The 15,543-nt window shown below is 68.1% G+C and carries 15 protein-coding genes; 4 read left to right on the top strand and 11 right to left on the bottom strand.

Going from position 1 to position 15,543, the window contains the following annotated elements:
- Window positions 1–18: 18 nt before the first annotated feature.
- From ABE424_RS07500 to ABE424_RS07480, 5 genes are all read right to left on the bottom strand, one after another.
- On the bottom strand, window positions 19–357 hold the full coding sequence (locus tag ABE424_RS07500) for a hypothetical protein (protein ID WP_176988228.1): 339 nt from the start codon (window positions 355–357) through the stop codon (window positions 19–21).
- 112 nt (window positions 358–469) lie between these two features.
- Complete coding sequence (locus ABE424_RS07495; protein ID WP_346478867.1) at window positions 470–1,414, bottom strand: DegV family protein; 945 nt, start codon at window positions 1,412–1,414, stop codon at window positions 470–472.
- A gap of 89 nt (window positions 1,415–1,503) precedes the next feature.
- Window positions 1,504–2,133: a DsbA family protein gene (locus ABE424_RS07490; RefSeq protein ID WP_346492785.1), complete on the bottom strand. Its 630-nt coding sequence runs from the start codon at window positions 2,131–2,133 to the stop codon at window positions 1,504–1,506.
- 76 nt (window positions 2,134–2,209) lie between these two features.
- Window positions 2,210–3,490: an amidohydrolase family protein gene (locus tag ABE424_RS07485; RefSeq protein WP_346492786.1), complete on the bottom strand. Its 1,281-nt coding sequence runs from the start codon at window positions 3,488–3,490 to the stop codon at window positions 2,210–2,212.
- The gene (locus tag ABE424_RS07480; protein WP_346492787.1) at window positions 3,487–4,893 is read right to left on the bottom strand and encodes an amidohydrolase; all 1,407 of its coding nucleotides are present in this window, start codon (window positions 4,891–4,893) and stop codon (window positions 3,487–3,489) included. Before ABE424_RS07480 ends, ABE424_RS07485 begins: the two co-directional genes overlap by 4 nt.
- Before the next feature lie 250 nt (window positions 4,894–5,143).
- On the opposite strand from ABE424_RS07480, the gene ABE424_RS07475 reads away from it, so the two are divergent.
- The 3 genes from ABE424_RS07475 (at window position 5,144) to ABE424_RS07465 (ending at window position 10,218) form a co-directional block, all read left to right on the top strand.
- Window positions 5,144–8,740 carry an autotransporter domain-containing protein gene (locus ABE424_RS07475; RefSeq protein WP_346492788.1) on the top strand — a complete coding sequence of 1,199 codons (3,597 nt, stop codon included), beginning with the start codon at window positions 5,144–5,146 and terminating at the stop codon, window positions 8,738–8,740.
- Window positions 8,741–8,849: 109 nt separating this feature from the next.
- Complete coding sequence (locus tag ABE424_RS07470) at window positions 8,850–9,626, top strand: AMP nucleosidase (protein WP_088432404.1); 777 nt, start codon at window positions 8,850–8,852, stop codon at window positions 9,624–9,626.
- Between the two features lie 52 nt (window positions 9,627–9,678).
- On the top strand, window positions 9,679–10,218 hold the full coding sequence (locus ABE424_RS07465) for a DUF924 family protein (RefSeq protein ID WP_176988235.1): 540 nt from the start codon (window positions 9,679–9,681) through the stop codon (window positions 10,216–10,218).
- Window positions 10,219–10,290: 72 nt separating this feature from the next.
- On the opposite strand, the gene grxD is transcribed toward ABE424_RS07465, so the two are convergent.
- Window positions 10,291–11,217, bottom strand: coding sequence for a Grx4 family monothiol glutaredoxin (gene grxD, locus ABE424_RS07460; RefSeq protein ID WP_176988236.1), 927 nt, complete (start codon window positions 11,215–11,217; stop codon window positions 10,291–10,293).
- 58 nt (window positions 11,218–11,275) lie between these two features.
- On the opposite strand from grxD, the gene ABE424_RS07455 reads away from it, so the two are divergent.
- Entirely contained in the window at window positions 11,276–12,052 is a 777-nt protein-coding gene (locus ABE424_RS07455; RefSeq protein ID WP_346492789.1) for a polysaccharide deacetylase family protein, read from the top strand.
- Window positions 12,053–12,082: 30 nt separating this feature from the next.
- On the opposite strand, the gene ABE424_RS07450 is transcribed toward ABE424_RS07455, so the two are convergent.
- The 5 genes from ABE424_RS07450 to ABE424_RS07430 form a co-directional block, all read right to left on the bottom strand.
- Complete coding sequence (locus tag ABE424_RS07450) at window positions 12,083–12,406, bottom strand: hypothetical protein (protein ID WP_346492790.1); 324 nt, start codon at window positions 12,404–12,406, stop codon at window positions 12,083–12,085.
- A 34-nt stretch (window positions 12,407–12,440) separates the two neighbouring features.
- The gene (locus ABE424_RS07445; RefSeq protein WP_346492791.1) at window positions 12,441–12,806 is read right to left on the bottom strand and encodes a hypothetical protein; all 366 of its coding nucleotides are present in this window, start codon (window positions 12,804–12,806) and stop codon (window positions 12,441–12,443) included.
- A 69-nt stretch (window positions 12,807–12,875) separates the two neighbouring features.
- A complete protein-coding gene (locus ABE424_RS07440) occupies window positions 12,876–13,559 on the bottom strand; it encodes a class I SAM-dependent methyltransferase (RefSeq protein WP_346492798.1) in 684 nt (227 codons plus the stop codon).
- A 17-nt stretch (window positions 13,560–13,576) separates the two neighbouring features.
- Window positions 13,577–14,197 (bottom strand): GDSL-type esterase/lipase family protein, encoded by a 621-nt coding sequence (locus ABE424_RS07435; RefSeq protein WP_346492792.1) that lies wholly within the window; start codon window positions 14,195–14,197, stop codon window positions 13,577–13,579.
- Window positions 14,197–15,471 carry a pyridoxal phosphate-dependent aminotransferase gene (locus ABE424_RS07430; protein ID WP_346478876.1) on the bottom strand — a complete coding sequence of 425 codons (1,275 nt, stop codon included), beginning with the start codon at window positions 15,469–15,471 and terminating at the stop codon, window positions 14,197–14,199. Before ABE424_RS07430 ends, ABE424_RS07435 begins: the two co-directional genes overlap by 1 nt.
- Window positions 15,472–15,543 lie beyond the last annotated feature (72 nt).

The raw sequence follows: 15,543 nt of genomic DNA, 5'->3' as shown, positions 1-15,543 counted from the left end.
CAGCGCGGGCAACCTCACTCAGCGGACGTTGCGCAGTTCCCAGTGACTGCCGGCCAGCATGCGTAGGCGCTGCTTGAACACGTCGCTGTCGATGCTGGTGGTGGCGACGAGGTTGATCCGCAGATCGTCCTGCACACCGGTGACGGTGGCGGCCGGATCGGTCGCGCCCCACTGCGGATCGACTGCGTCGGGATCGTCCTGCTTGGCGCGCCAGCGGTCGAACAGGACCGTGGTGCGCAGGGCGTTCTGAAGTTCTTCGGCCAGTCCCGCCGCGCCCTGGGCGTGGAAGGACAGGTCCGGGTCGTTGCCGCGTGCCTTGGCCGGGTCCGGCAGGCTGATGTCATAACTTACGGGCATGGTTACCTCCATTGAATGCGGCAAGGCTGGCAGAGAGGCGGTGCAATCCGCGTGCAGAGCCGGCGGCCGTGCCGGGATCGTGGCATGGCTGCTGCGATGCTGACCAGTGTGGTCAGCCGCTGAAGGTGTGGGGGCCGTCGGCAAAGCCTATCGTCACCGCGCCCTTGCCCACGTTGACCATGCCGGTGAGGCTCATCACCGCCTCGAATACATCCACGCCATGCGCCTGGCACGTCTCGCGCAGCGCGCTATAACCGGGCAGGGCCTGCAGGTCGGCCAGCTCACCGCCGTAACTGATGCACACCGTCGGCGTCATCAGGCCGGCCTTGACCCGCTGCCCGACGAAATCGAACAGCTTCTGCACCGCGTTGTCGAAGCCCTTGATCTTGGCCACCGGCCCGGTCTCGCCACGGTAGCCATGCAGCACCGGCTTGATGTCCAGCGCACTGCCCAGCGCGGCGCTGATCAGGCCGACGCTGCGGTCGCCCTTGTGCCGTGCCCGGGCGCGCATGTAGTACAGATCGCGGGTGATCATGTAACCGTGCACGTTGTGCGCCAGCAGTTCCAGCCGCTCACGGATCTGCTGCACGCTCGCGCCGCTGTCGCGCAGCCGGACCGCTTCGACCGCGGTCACGCCCTGGGCGGCGAACAGGTTCTGGGTATCGAGCACGCGCAGCGCGAACGGCGAGTTGAAGCCTGCCGCCTGTCGCACCGGCTTGTAGTCGTTGAGGATCGCGAAGCTGGCCTGCATCGCGTTGTCGTGGATCGGGCTGCGGGTCTTGGTGATCGTCATGCAGAACACATGGTCGTAATCGATCACCAGCTTGCCCAGGAACAGATCCCGGATCTGGTTGACGCTGAAGGGAATGGTCTCGGCCTCGGCGCCATGCTCGGCGACGTGGGCATGCAGGAAACTCAGTGTGGCCTGTTCGTCGCGATGGTCGGCCAGCACGGCCTCGCCAATGCGGACGGTGATCGGCAGCAGCACGATGTTGTGTTGTTCAATGAAATCCTGCGGCAGATCGCACGCAGAGTCGACCACGATTCCGATGCGCATCCTGTGCCCCTCCGGCAGGTTGTAGGTTCGGAAACGTGAACGCTATCTCAAAACGAGATGCTTTGCCTGACCGGGGAGGCGGAACGACCTCAGCGGCTGCGCTCGACGGCCACCGGCAGGTCCACGATCCGGGCCCATTCGCCCTGCTCGAGCAGGCTGGGATCGGCCAGTACGGCCTGCATCAGCGGGTGCGCGTCGTTGCCCCAGAACAGCTCGCTCCCGATCGCCAGCGTCGGGACGCCGAACACCCCGGCGGCCAATGCGGCGTCGGTGTTGCGCCGCAGGTCCTCCTTGACCGAGGGCGCGCTGATCGCCGCGGCGACATCGGCGATGTCCAGCATCGCACCGGGCAGGGCGAGGGCCGCGGCGCTGTCGCCGGCATGGCCGTCGCGCCAGATCCAGTTGAACAGGAGGTCGACCGTCTCGTGAGTGGCCCCGGCGGCCAGGCACAGGCGCAGCGCTGCCAGCGGATTGAACGGATGGCCCGGCGGAAAACGCAGCGTCACCCCGGCACTGCGCGCCTGCCACAACGCCTGCCGATAGGTGAAAAGCCGCTTGGCCGGAATCTCGGCCGGGCCGAGGTTGCCGAGGTGATGGAGCACCGCACCGAAGGCGATCGGCACCGGCACGATGGTCTTGAACTGCGGCAAGGCCTTGAGCTGCTGCCAGTGCAGATAGGCGAACGGTGAGACGAAATCGAAATACCAGCGCAGGGCCATGGTCGGATGCTCACGGGGCAGGGCGACAGGGTCGCCGAACGCGGGGCCGCCGCAGGCAGCGGCCCTGTGCAGGGGCTCAGCGCGAGTATGCGCGCGGTTCGGCGGAGGCTGGCGCCTGGTAGCGGTCGCGCAGGTCGGTCTGGCGCGAGCGCATCGGCATCGCGCGGCCGCCCAGCCAGACCTGCTCGGCGTAGTGACCGACATCCAGCGGATCACCCTCCCACAGCACCAGGTCGGCCAGCTTGCCCGGCTCGATGGTGCCGAGACGGTCGCCGACGCCCAGCGCCTGGGCCGGGACCCGGGTCAGGCCAGCCAGGCCATCATCCCAGGGCAACCCGTTGGCCACCGCATTGCCGGCCAGCTGGCGCATCTTGCGCGCGTTGTGCGAGGCATCGTCGCGCTGGGCGAAGCTGACCGGGACGCCGGCCGCCTTCAGTCGCGCGGCGTTCTGCAGGGTCGCGCCGAGCTGGTCGAAGCTGCTCGGCAGGTTGCCCAGCCCATCGACGAACACCGGTACGCCGGCCTGGGCCAGTTGCGGGGCCAGGCGCCAGGCCTCGGCACCGCCGGCGATGGCAATCCTGACCTTCTCACGCGCCGCCCAGCGCAGCAGCTGGCGGATGTCGGCGGCGCGATCGACCTGCACCACGATCCGGCCCTGGCCAGCCAGGTAACGCGCCAGCGTGGCGCGTCCGGCGGGCGTCAGCAGGGCATGCGGCGAGTCGGCCGGGACGCGCCCGCGCGCCTCGCTGACCATCTGTTCCAGCAGCATCCACTGCGCGGCGCGCGAGGTGCCGGTGAGCTCCGCGCCGGATGCGCCGAGACGGATGAACAACGCCTGCGGGCCGATCGGATCGGCGCTGCCGTCCAGCCGCATCACGCCCCCTTGGCCGGCGATGAAACCGCCGCCCGTGTTGGCCCCGAGCAGGGTGAAACCGATGCCATCCAGCCGCGCGACCGGGATCAGCACCGAGTCCGGATTGAAGGCCAGGGTGACGTCGAACTCCGGGCGCAGCGGCTGGTCTTCCAGCTTGAGCGTGCTGTCCACCGTGGCCGACTCCCCGGAGACTTCTTCGATGCCGATGTCGGTGATGCCGCCGAACAGCGCCGGGGTCAGCGGCTTGCCTGCGGCGTCGACCACGGGCACACCGGCTGGCGCCGACAGGCCCGGGCCGACCGCGCGGATCACGCCGCCCTGGATCAGCACATCGCTGTGTTCCAGGCTGCCGCGTGCGGCGGCGGTGTGCACGGTGGCATTTCGGATCAGCAGATCCTGCGCGAACAACGCCGGTGCCACGCAGGCACCGGCGATCAACAGCAGGGCCCGCGGAAGCAGGCGCATCGCGACGCGGCGGCTCATGGGCGTGCCTCCTGGCCGAGCATGAAGTCCGACAGCGGCTGCCGCCTCACGTCCTGGCGGTCATAGACCTGGTGGCCGTCGACATAGACCTTTTCGGCCAGCGCGTACGAACTGAAGGGGCTGCCGTTCCAGACCACCACGTCACCCATCTTGCCCGCCTCCAGGCTGCCGGTCTGCTTCTCCACGCCCAGGGAGCGCGCCGCGTTGGAGGTCAGCCACATCATGGCGCGCTCCGGGGCGATCTCGATCCCGGCGCGGCGTGCGTTGGCGATCACCTTGGCCGCTTCCTGGTTCAAGCGCTGGATGCCTTCGGGCGAATCCGAATGCACGATCGCGCAGCTGTTGGCCGGGCGGTCGACCAGGGCGATGTTCTCCTGGATGCCATCGAAAGCCTCCATCTTGAAGCCCCACCAGTCCGCCCACAGCGCCCCGCACACGCCTTCCTCGGCGAGCCGGTCGGCCAGCTTGTAGGCCTCCACTGCGTGGTGGAAGGCGGCGATCTTGAAGCCGAATTCCCTGGACAGATCCAGCATCGTGGCCATTTCATCGGCGCGGTAGCAGTGGATGTGCACGCGGATGTCGCCCTGGATCGCGCCGGCCAGCGTATCCAGCTTCAGATCGCGCTTGCCGCCGCTGTCACCGGCGCTGTCGCCCTTGTCGTCGCCACTGAACCAGCGCTTCTTCTTCGGCTGCTTCGGGGTGTTCTTGGCGATGTATTCGCTGGCATCGATGAAGGCCGCGCGGTAGCCGGCGACGTTGCCCATGCGCGTGCCCGGCGCGGTGCCCTTGCCGCCGTAGACGCGCTTGGGATTCTCGCCGCAGGCCATCTTCAGGCCCCACGGCGCGCCGGGGAACTTCATCGCCTGGTAGGTGGTGGCGGGCACGTTCTTCAACGTCACGCCGCGGCCGCCGACCAGGTTGGCCGAGCCGGGCAGCACCTGCATCGAGGTCACGCCACCGGCCAGCGCCGCGGCGAAGCCCGGGTCCTGCGGCCACACCGAGTGTTCGGCCCAGACGTTGGCGGTGACCGGCGCGGTCATCTCGTTGCCGTCGCTGTGCGCGCTCACGCCCGGGCTGGGATACACGCCCAGGTGCGAGTGCACGTCGATGATGCCGGGGGTGACCCACTTGCCCTGGCCGTCGACGCGGACCGCATCGGCCGGCGCACTCAGTCCGGTACCCACGGCCGCGATGCGGCCGTCCTGCAGCAGGACATCGGCGTTGTCCATGCGCACGCCGGTGCCGGTGAGCACCGTGGCATTGCGGATCAGCACCGGGGCCGAGCGGATCGGCGCGTACGTGCTGGGATAGGGATCCTGGACGAAGCGGGAGGCCGCAGGCGCCGGCCCGGACACGATCGACATCAACGCCAGGCCAACGCCGACGCTCAACAACTTCTGCATGGTTCTCCCCGATGCCGCATGGACACAATTCCTCGACGCTATCCGGGAGAGGGGCGGGTTGCCAAGTGACCTTTTACCTATTTTTATCAAATGGGACCTAGCATCCTTATGCGAAACAATTGTGAACTTTCCATGAATTTTGCGATAGGCTGAGTGCGGGCTAGTTGGCGCCACCGATAGCTGATCGAAATGCGTTATGTCAGCTCGCCCCTTGCCGAATTTCGAACCCGATCAAGGAAGTTCTGAGTACATGAACCAGAAATCGACGTCCCGCGCGGCCGCCCGCCGCCTGTCGCCAACCCTGTTGGCTTCTGCCATCACCGGCACCCTGCTCGCCGCCATTGCCGTCCCGGCCTTGGCCAGCCCCACCAGCGATGCCCTCCAGCGCTACCAGCAGCAGCGCGCCGAGCAGTCCGCCGCATTCGGCCGTGATCTGCAGAGCGTCTCGCTGGCGACGGCATTCGCCGCGCCGACCGCCTCCTTTGGCCAGACCGTTTCCCTCACCAGCCCGCGCGTCAGCGCCGGTCCCGATGGCCCGACCATGGGCGAGCCGGGCGATCTGGAAAGCTGGCGCAGTGACGAGTTCGCTGGTGACTGGGGTCTGGCGGCGATCAATGCCGACTACGCCTATGCGCGCGGCCTGACCGGCCAGGGAATCCGCCTCGGCGTGTTCGATTCCGGTACCGGGCTGGACCACCCTGAATTTGCCGGCAAGGATCACCGGAGCATCCGCATCGCCGATCTGCTGCCGGATGGCACCCGATGCACGAACACCACGGCCATCGACGGCGCAGGCGCCTGCTTTGCCAGCGACGGCGACGAGGTCCAGATCACCTACGTCGGGTTCAACGACAACGTTCCCGAGAACATCCGCGACGTCATCCGCAATGGTCCGTACGTACAGCCCGGCATTTCCTATGGCACCCACGGCACGCACGTGGGCGGGACCATGGTCGCCAACCGCGATGGCAATGGCATGCATGGCGTTGCGTTCGGTGCGGACCTGACCGCGGCCAAGCTGTTCTTCAACTCGGCCAGTGAGTGGCAGCGGACGGCCACGGGCTATTCCGTGGTATCGCTGGCGGGCGTCGGTCCGGATTCGACGGCCTTCGCCGACATGTATGACCAGATGAACGCCCAGGGTGTCCGCGCCGTCAACCACAGTTGGGGCCTGGCCACCGAGCCGGGCGCCGCACTGATCGACCTGTACTACGGTGATGAGGAAACCCTGGAGTACCTGAGTACCTTCGCGGACGGCTCGCGCGCCAACGGCATGATCCAGGTGTGGGCGGCGGGCAACAGCGGCCCGAACGCCAGTCCCCAGGCCAGCCCGATTGCCGGTCTGTACGCCACGCTGCCGCGCGCGTTTGCCGATATCGAGCAGTACTGGGTGAGCGTGGTCAACGTCGACCAGAATGCGTTGCTCAGCAACCGCTCCAACAAGTGTGGGCTGAGTGCCAACTGGTGCCTGGCGGCGCCGGGGACCAATATCGCCTCCACCGTCTACGGTGATGATTCCCAGATCAACGCCGAGCTGCTCGTTGATGCGGACGGCAACCTGTTGCTTGACGTCATTTCCCGGGTCCCGACGTACGCCTACGGCCTCAACAGTGGTACCTCGATGGCGGCGCCGCATGTGACCGGCGCGCTCGGCCTGCTGTTCGAGCGCTTCCCGTACCTGACCAACGCCCAGGTGCGCGACGTCATGCTGACCACGGCGCGTGATCTCGGTGCGCCTGGCATCGATGAGATCTACGGCTGGGGCCTGCTCGACCTGCGCAAGGCCATCGAAGGCTACGGCCTGCTGCGGGTCGACACCGACGTGGTCATGAACCAGAAGGCCGGTGGCCTGAAGGTGTGGGAGGGCGATGCGTGGGACGACTGGACCAATGACATCGGCGGCCCGGGCAAGCTGACCAAGTCGGGCATCGGCTGGCTGCGCCTGAGCGGCGACAACAGCTTCAACGGTGCCATCGTGCGCGAGGGTGTGCTGGAGCTGGACGGCGCCAACGCACTGACCGCCTCGGTCGACGTGCAGGGCGGTCAGTTCCTGCTCAACGGCAGCCTGGTGTCCACCACGCTCAACAGCCTGGGTGGCAGCAGCCTGATCTCCACCACCGGCGTGCTCGAAGGTTCGGCACTCAACGTGACCGGCGGTTCGGTCACCTTCAACGGCCTGCAGCAGGACGCTGACACGACCGTCGGCAGTGGCGGCAGCTTCGTGCTCAATGGCCGTCTGGTCGACAGCACGCTGACCTCGGCCGGCACCACCGGCGTCAATGCCGGTGCGCTGCTGGACGGGTCGGACCTGTTCGTCACCGCCGGCACCGTGTCGTTCAACGGCGTGCAGCAGGGCGGCTCGACCGTGGTAGGCGCCAAGGGCACGCTGAAAGGCGTAGGCACGCTGGGCAGCACCCGCGTCGAGGGCATCATCGCGCCGGGCAACTCGATCGGCACGCTGACCATCAACGGCGATTACGTGCAGACCGCCAGCGGCATCTACCAGGCCGAGCTGGCCCCGGGCAGCCGCAGCGATCTGCTGCGCGTCACCGGTACGGCCACGCTGGATGGCGCCCTGAAGGCACTGCCGGAAGCCGGCGTGTACTACCTTGGTGAGCAGTTCAACTTCCTGCAGGCTGCCGGTGGCGTCAACGGGCAGTTCGCCACCACCGACTTCTCGGCCTTCTCGCCGTTCCTGACGTTCAGCCTGGGCTACAGCGCCAATGGCGTGCGCATCGACGTCGCCCGCGGCAACGCGCTGGCCAGCGCCGCGGTCACGCCGAACCAGATCGCCGTGGCCACCAGCGCCGACGGCCTGGCCATCAACCAGGGCCTGCCCAGGCCGCTGACCCAGCTGTTCCCGGCCCAGGTCGGTGCGGCGCTGGATGCGCTGAGTGGTGAGATCCATGCCGCCACGCCGATGGCGCTGGTGGAAAGCAGCCGTTACCTGCGTGATGCGGCGCTGAGCCGTGCCGTGGGCGTGCGTTCGCCGGGGGCCGCGGATGAGGCGGCCGGTGGCGGCGCGTGGGTGCAGGCGATCGGTGGCAGCGGCAAGCTCGACGGCGATGCCAATGCCGCGCGCACCGATTCCAACAGCAATGGTCTGCTGGTCGGTGCCGATCATGTGTTCGGCGGTGGTTGGCAGGTCGGTGGGCTGGTCGGTACCGGCCGGACCGACATCAAGCAGGCGGCCGGTCGCGGCGCCCGTTCGGAGATCGACAACACCCACTTCGGTGCCTACGTGGGCAACCAGTGGGGGGCGTTCGGTCTGCGCGCCGGTCTGGGTTATTCCCGTCATGACGTGGACAGCAAGCGTCAGCTGACGTTTGCCGGTTACCAGGACGCGCTGTCGGCCACGTACGACGCCACCACCCGCCAGGGCTTCATCGAAGGCGCGTACCGCTTCGGTGGTCGCGAAGGTGGCCTGGAGCCGTACCTGCAGTTCGCGCGTGTTGAAGTGGACGTGGACGGCATCACCGAACAGGGCGGCGCTGCTGCACTGAACGGCCAGGTCGCCGACACCCGCACCAACGTGGCGACCGCCGGCGTTCGGTTCGACAAGGGCCTGAAGACCTCGTGGCAGCAGGAAAGCTGGCTGCATGTCCGCGGTGGCGTCGGCTACCGCCGTGCCTCGGGCGACCGCAGCCAGGTCGCCGAGCTGGCCTGGACCGGTGGCAGCAGCTTCGCGGTCAGCGGCGCGGCGATCGCCGACAACGCCGTGGTCGCCGAGCTGGGCCTGTCGGCCTGGTTGAGCCCGCGCAACCAGCTGGAGCTGGGCTACAACGGCACCTTCGGTGATGACGCCCGCGACCGCAGCGTCACCGCGCGCTGGTCCGTGCAGTTCTGATCCAGCGGTACCGGTAAACCGAAAAAGGCGGCCACTGGCCGCCTTTTTCTTGCGTATTCGTTGATCTCGCTCAAAATTGCAGCCTCAGCACGACCGCAGGCAATCCCCCATGAAAACCAAACAGGACATCGTAGAAAACTGGCTGCCGCGTTACACCGGCGTGCCCCTGGAGCAGTTCGGCCAGCACATCCTGCTGACCAATTTCGGTGGCTACCTGCATACGTTTTCCCAACTCACCGGGGCCCCCATCCAGGGCGCGGACCGGCCGATGGCCAGCGTCACCAGCGATGACATCACCCTGATCAACTTCGGCATGGGCAGCCCGAACGCGGCGATCATCATGGACCTGCTGTCGGCGGTGATGCCCAAGGCGGTGCTGTTCCTGGGCAAGTGCGGGGGGCTCAAGCGCAAGAACCAGCTGGGCGACCTGATCCTGCCGATCGCCGCGATCCGCGGCGAGGGCACCTCCAGCGACTACCTGCCGCCGGAAGTCCCGGCCCTGCCGGCTTTTGCCCTGCAGCGGGCGGTCTCGACCATGGTCCGCGACCTCGGCCACGACTACTGGACCGGCACCGTCTACACCACCAACCGGCGGGTCTGGGAGCACGACGAGGCCTTCAAGGAAAAGCTGCGGGTGATGCGCTGCATGGCCATCGACATGGAGACGGCGACCCTGTTCGCGGCCGGTTTCGCGAACCACATCCCGATCGGGGCCTTGCTGTTGGTGTCCGACCAGCCGATGATTCCCGACGGCGTGAAGACCGAGGTCTCCGATGCCAAGGTCAGCTCCCAGTTCGTCGAGAACCATATCCAGATTGGTATCGAGGCGCTTAAGCTGATACGGCGCAACGGCAAGTCGGTCCGCCACCTGCGTTTTGACGAGTAACGGCAATGGAACGGATGGACGTCTTGGGGCGTGCCATCCACAGGGGTAGTGAATGGACGTGGCGGCACAAGTAGTGGACTTCTGGCGCGACGCCGGACCGCAGCAGTGGTTCGCGCGCGATGACGCGTTCGATGCGCGGTTTCGCCAGCAGTTCCAGGAAGAGCATTTCGCCGCCGCCCGCCGCGCGCGCGAGCACTGGCTCGGCAGTGCCGATGGCGCGCTGGCGCTGATGATCCTGCTCGACCAGTTCCCGCGCAACTGCTTCCGCGAGACGGCGCATTCCTACGCCACCGATGGCCTGGCGCGTCACTACGCCATGCGTGCGGTGGAGGAGGGCCTGGACCTGCAGCTGGTCCCCAAGCTGCGGGCCTTCATCTACCTGCCGTTCGAGCACTCCGAGGATCCGCAGGACCAGGAGCGCTCGGTGGCGATGTTCGATGCGCTGGGTGACAAGGAATACCTGCAGTACGCCGAACTGCACCGCGACATCATCCGGCGCTTCGGCCGCTTCCCGCACCGCAACGCGGTGCTGGGGCGGATGCCGACGCCGGAAGAGCTGGATTACCTGGCCGAAGGTGGGTTTGCGGGATGAACGCCCCCGCTGCCACCAACAAAAAAACGCCGGCAATGCCGGCGTTTTTTGTATCGCGCAACGTGCTGAAGATCAGTACTTCGGCACGCCGTTGTCCACCTCGTTCGACCAGGCATCGATGCCGCCGGTGATGTTGGAGACCTTGGTGAAGCCCAGGGCGCGGAACTGCTCGGCGGCCTGCGCGCTGCGGCCGCCGTGGTGGCACAGGAAGGCCAGCGCGGTGTCCTTCGGCAGGGCTTCCAGACGGGCGCGGTTGTCGCCGTCGAAGGTCTCGAACGGGGCGTTGATCGCCGCGATCGCACGCTCGTCGGCCGGGCGCACGTCGACCACGGTGATGCTGCCGGCACGCAGCTGGTCGTCGGCGTCGCGCACGCTCAGTTCCTGCACGGCCTTCGGCGCGTTCGGGTTGTCGATCGCCAGGCCCTTGCCGCGGATGTCGTCGACCCAGTCGATGGTGATGCCTTCGGCGCGGCGGGCGCTGGCCAGGTCGAACTGCACGCGCAGGCCGTTGGACTCGGCGGCGATCGCGTTGTCGTCGTGCGGGGCGAGCTGGAAGTTCGGCTGGAAGCGCGCGTCGATGCCCAGCTGCAGCGAGGCACCCGGGGAATCGGCCAGCGCGCCACGCAGCATTTCCACGGCGGCCGGGGTCACGGTGATGCGCGGCGGGGTGCGGTCCGGCGCGGCCAGGCCGAGCACGCTGCTCAGTTCACCGTTGCCGGCCATCTGCAGGATGATGTCGCTGCCGCCGACCAGCTCGCCGTCGATGTACAGCTGCGGGATGGTCGGCCACTCGCCGTAGGCCTTGATGCCTTCGCGGATTTCCGCGTCGGCCAGCACGTTGACGTGGTCGAATTCCACGCCGAGGTCCTGCAGGGCGCCGACGGCCTTGGCCGAGAAACCGCACTGCGGCATGCTCGGCTGACCCTTCATGAACAGCACGACGCGGTTGGCGTTGAGAATGGATTCGATGCGCGAGCGCAGGGCGGGTTCAAGGGACATGGCGGTCGGGGTCCGGATATGCGAACCGCGTATTCTACGCGGCATGGCATCATGGGGCATGACCGTACCGGAAACGTTGTATCGCATTCCCCGGCGCCCCTGGCGCTGGCTGCCGTGGCTGGTGCTGTCGCAGCTGCTGGTGGTGCTGGTCTGGGCCGCCTGGGGCTGGCGCTACGGCCTGCCGCTGATGGTGGCGACCCACGCCCTGTTCATGGTCCCGGTATTCCTGCCCAACAGCCGCTTCTATGCCCCGGTGCTCAGCCGCCTGCCCGGCGATGCCCGCAAGGTCTGGCTGACCATCGATGACGGCCCCTCGGCAGAAACCCCGGCGGTGCTCGACCTGCTGGACCGCTATGAGGCCAAGGCAACCTTTTTCCTGGTGGGTGAACGCGCGCAGGCGCGGCCGGAGCTGGTGCAGGCGATGCTGGCCCGCGGGCACAGCCTGGGCAACCACAGCCACCGTCACCCGCAGACCCGCTTCTGGCGGCTCGGGCGGCAGGCGATGGCGGCCGAAATCACACAGTGCCAGCAGGCCCTCACCGCGATCGCCGGCACCCCGCCACGCTGGTACCGCTCGGTGGTCGGGATGACCAACCCGTTCGTGGCCCCCGCGTTGAAGCAGTGGCAGCTGACCCGGGTCGGCTGGAGCGCGCGTGGCTTCGACGGGGTGGAGTGCAGACCCGAGCAGGTGGTCGAGCGGATCACGCGTGACCTGGCGCCAGGCAGCATCGTGCTGCTGCATGAGGGCGCGGCGCATGGCCACAACCTCGCCATCATCGAAGCGGTACTGCAGGCGGTGCAGGCACGCGGGCTGCACGCAGGTCTGCCGGACTGACGCCGGGCCGTCGGCCGGCGCAGGCCGGGCTCAGCTCAGGGCACCGATGATCATCAGCAGGACCACGCCGAGCATGCTGCCGACCGAGATCACCAGGCCGAGGATCGCGAACACGCGGCGGCGGTCCGTCTGAAATGCGCCGGCTACGCCCAGGCCGAAGGCCACCAGCTGCATCAGGGCGGTGCACATCAGGCCAAGCCCGACCAGGATCGCCGACATCGAGGTCTCCTCCATGCCGCCCGGCGTGGTGGTCTCGATGATGCCGGCGATGACGATCAGGCCCAGCATCAGCAGGGCGCCGCACAGGGCGGTGATGAACGCGGCAATACCCATGCCGGAATGAGGGGTGTGCATCAGGGCTCCTTGTCGATGCGGTGAAACGGAGGAATCAGGGGGCGAGGGGCTGCGCGACCGCGGCGTCCGACGGCGGATGCGAGGCATGCCATTGGTCGCGGATCCAGCCGCCGAGCGACAGCTGCGCGATCAACACGCCCAGCGTCACCAGCAGCGCGATGATCCCGAACAGGCGCCGCCGGCGCGGCTGCAGCACGCTGCCCAGGCCGAGCAGCAGGGCCAGGATGGCCAGTCCGATACTGCTGCCGAGCAGGGCGGCCAGCGACCACGGCAGCTCGCGCATGGCCGCATGTTCGGGCGCATGCGCGTAATGCATGCTCAGCAGCAGCATCACCAGGCCACAGGCACTGACGATCAGCGCGGCGATGCCCAGCGCGGAATGTCGGGTCTGTCGGGGCATGGGCGGCTCCTTGCCGGAAAGGGGGGCGCGAGTATGCGCGCGTGCGGCCGGTGGCGCGAGTCGTGGCGCCTAGGCGGCCACGGGGCGCACGCCGACGATCAGCCAGTTGTTGAAGGGCGTGTTGCCATACAGCGGCGTCATCCGCAGGTGCAGGCCGGCGGCGTCCAGTGGCGCGCGCAGGCTCGCGGCGTCCGGGTAGTGGCAGGGGCGCGTGCCCATCCAGCCGACCAGGTGCGCAAGCATGTCGGTGATCCGCGTGGTGCGGTCGCGACCGCTCTGGTCGGCAAGCGTGGTACGGATCACCAGCCGCGCGCCGGGGGCCACGCGTGTGGCGGCAGCGTGCAGCAACTGCGTCTGTGCGGCTGCGGGCAGGTACTGCAGCACGTCGAGCAGGGCGACGTTGCCATGGTGGGCGGGCAGGGTGGCGCTGGCATCCACGCAGGAGAAGGTAGCCTGCGGCAACCCGGCGCGTGTGCTGGCGCGCTCGGCCCGCGCGATCTTGTCGGCGTCGATGTCCAGCCCGTGGTAGGCCAGTGCGCTGCCGTGCTGGCGCAGCACGTGGGCCAGCAGGCCCAGGCCGCAGCCGATATCCAGCAACGGGAGGGCAGGCGCCTCGTCCAGCGCGGCGAGCACGCCGGGATACAGCGGATCGCTGCCGAGTTTGCCGCGGCTGTAGTAATAGTCGCGACGGTTGCCGAGCCGCTGCGCCGGCAGGAACGCCGTGGCGATCCGGCGGGCCTGCTCCCTGGCCAGCGGCAGCGTGGCCTCGCTCAGCGGGTCGGCTCCGCACACAGCACGCGCGTCACGTCGAACGCGCGCTGGTGCCACAGCGTGTACATCGCCGCGGACGGATGCAGGCCATCCTCGGCCAGCATGACGGTCTCACCGCCCCACTGGCGGCTCAGGTCGGTGATGTCGACGAAGGCCACGTCGTGCTCGGCGCAGATCGCCGCGGCGGCGGCATTGTAGGCATCCAGCTCATGACCGATCTGCACGCGGTCGCGGCCGGACGCCACGGCGTACGGGGTCACGCCCCAATCCGGGATCGACAGCACCAGCACGCGCGGTGCACGGTCGCCGGCGAAGGCCAGCGCGCGCTGCAGCAGGGCGGTGAAGCGCGGGCGGTACTCGTCCACGCTGCGCCCACGGTATTGATCGTTGACCCCGATCAGCAGGCTCACCAGGTCGAACGGACCCTGTGGTGCGTCCGCATCGATGCCGGCCTCGAGCTCATCGGTGGTCCAGCCGGTGGTGGCGATGATCGTTGGATCGTCCAGCGCCACGCCGATATCGCGCAGGGCCGCAGCCAGTTGCATCGGCCAGCGCCCGGCGGGGTCAACGCCTTCGCCGATCGTGTAGGAATCGCCCAGGGCCAGATACGGCAGGCCCATCAGGCGACCGCGCTGCGCGGCTTGATCGGGACCACCTTGGTATTGGCTTCGGCGCGGCGTGCCAGGGCACGGTCGATGCGCGCGAACACATCGCGCATGACCTCCGGCTCGGGCAGCAGGGTCACGCGGAAGTGGTGGCGGTAAGGCACGTTGAAGCTCGAGCCCGGCACTACCAGCACGCCTTCCTCGTTCATCAGCTCCAGCGCGAAATCATGGTCATCGAAGCTGCGCGCAGCGGCCCCGACCACCGCCGGGAACGCGTACAGCGCGCCGGCCGGTGCCACCAGCGACAGATGCTCGCTGGCGTTGCAGGCCTCGATCACCGCGCGGCGGGTTTCATACAGGCGGCCACCGGGTGCGCACAGCGGCGAGATGGTGTCCGGCCCGTTCACGGCGGCATCGATGGCGTACTGGCCCGGCACGTTGGCGCACAGGCGCAACGCACTGAGCAGGTCCATCGCCGCGCGGAACTCGCCCAGCCGCTCGCCCGCGCCGGACAGCATCGCCCAGCCCACGCGCCAGCCGCAGGCGCGATGCACCTTGCTCAGGCCGCTGAAGGTAATGCACGGATGCTCGCCGGCCAGCGGCGCGACGGCATGGAACTGCGCGTCGTCGTAGAGGATCTGGTCGTAGATCTCATCCACCATCAGCAGCAGGTTGTGCTTGGCTGCGATGGCGACGATGCGTTCCAGCAGCTCGCGCGAGTAGCTGGCGCCGCTGGGATTGTTCGGGTTGATCAGCACGATCGCGCGGGTGCGCGAGGAGACCAGGGCCTCGATCTCGACCGGGTCGGGCTGGAAGCCGTTTTCCGGCGCGCAGCGGTAATACACCGGGCGACCGTCGTTGAGGATGGTCGCGGCGGACCACAGCGGGTAATCCGGCGACGGCACCAGCACTTCGTCGCCCGGGTTGAGCAGGGCGCGCAGCGACAGGTCGATCAGCTCGCTCACGCCATTGCCGATGAATACCCGGTCCGGGTGCGCATCGGGTGCGCCGCGCCGGGCGTAGGCGGCGGCGATGGCTTCGCGCGCCTCCGGCAGGCCCTGCTGGTGGGTATAGGGATCGGTGCGGCCCATGTCGTCGGCGATCGCGCGCTGCAGGTGCTCGGGCGCACGGAACCCGAAGTTGCCCGGGTTGCCGATGTTGAGCTTGATCAGCTTGCGGCCCTGGGCCTCCAGCTCCCGCGCTCGTCGCGCCAGTTCGCCCCGGATCTCGTAGCGGACTTCGGACAGGCGCTCGCGGGTGGCGAGCGGCTTCAGCGGGGGCGTGGACATGAACGGGCCGTCATTCAGGCATGGAAACCGCATGGTAGCGGAATTGTTGCGTTGCAGGGCAAGCGTTTCCGG

The sequence above is a fragment of the Stenotrophomonas sp. TWI1149 genome, from assembly GCF_039673155.1.
GTDB lineage: Bacteria > Pseudomonadota > Gammaproteobacteria > Xanthomonadales > Xanthomonadaceae > Stenotrophomonas > Stenotrophomonas maltophilia_AA.
The sequence above is the reverse complement of the archived record's forward strand: the minus strand, read 5'-3'. Positions and strand labels throughout refer to the sequence as shown.

Coding starts and splice junctions, on each gene's coding strand:
- ABE424_RS07500 (WP_176988228.1), bottom strand. CDS start 357: ATGCCCGTAAGTTATGACATCAGCCTGCCGGACCCGGCCAAGGCACGC.
- ABE424_RS07495 (WP_346478867.1), bottom strand. CDS start 1,414: ATGCGCATCGGAATCGTGGTCGACTCTGCGTGCGATCTGCCGCAGGAT.
- ABE424_RS07490 (WP_346492785.1), bottom strand. CDS start 2,133: ATGGCCCTGCGCTGGTATTTCGATTTCGTCTCACCGTTCGCCTATCTG.
- ABE424_RS07485 (WP_346492786.1), bottom strand. CDS start 3,490: ATGAGCCGCCGCGTCGCGATGCGCCTGCTTCCGCGGGCCCTGCTGTTG.
- ABE424_RS07480 (WP_346492787.1), bottom strand. CDS start 4,893: ATGCAGAAGTTGTTGAGCGTCGGCGTTGGCCTGGCGTTGATGTCGATC.
- ABE424_RS07475 (WP_346492788.1), top strand. CDS start 5,144: ATGAACCAGAAATCGACGTCCCGCGCGGCCGCCCGCCGCCTGTCGCCA.
- ABE424_RS07470 (WP_088432404.1), top strand. CDS start 8,850: ATGAAAACCAAACAGGACATCGTAGAAAACTGGCTGCCGCGTTACACC.
- ABE424_RS07465 (WP_176988235.1), top strand. CDS start 9,679: ATGGACGTGGCGGCACAAGTAGTGGACTTCTGGCGCGACGCCGGACCG.
- grxD (WP_176988236.1), bottom strand. CDS start 11,217: ATGTCCCTTGAACCCGCCCTGCGCTCGCGCATCGAATCCATTCTCAAC.
- ABE424_RS07455 (WP_346492789.1), top strand. CDS start 11,276: ATGACCGTACCGGAAACGTTGTATCGCATTCCCCGGCGCCCCTGGCGC.
- ABE424_RS07450 (WP_346492790.1), bottom strand. CDS start 12,406: ATGCACACCCCTCATTCCGGCATGGGTATTGCCGCGTTCATCACCGCC.
- ABE424_RS07445 (WP_346492791.1), bottom strand. CDS start 12,806: ATGCCCCGACAGACCCGACATTCCGCGCTGGGCATCGCCGCGCTGATC.
- ABE424_RS07435 (WP_346492792.1), bottom strand. CDS start 14,197: ATGGGCCTGCCGTATCTGGCCCTGGGCGATTCCTACACGATCGGCGAA.
- ABE424_RS07430 (WP_346478876.1), bottom strand. CDS start 15,471: ATGTCCACGCCCCCGCTGAAGCCGCTCGCCACCCGCGAGCGCCTGTCC.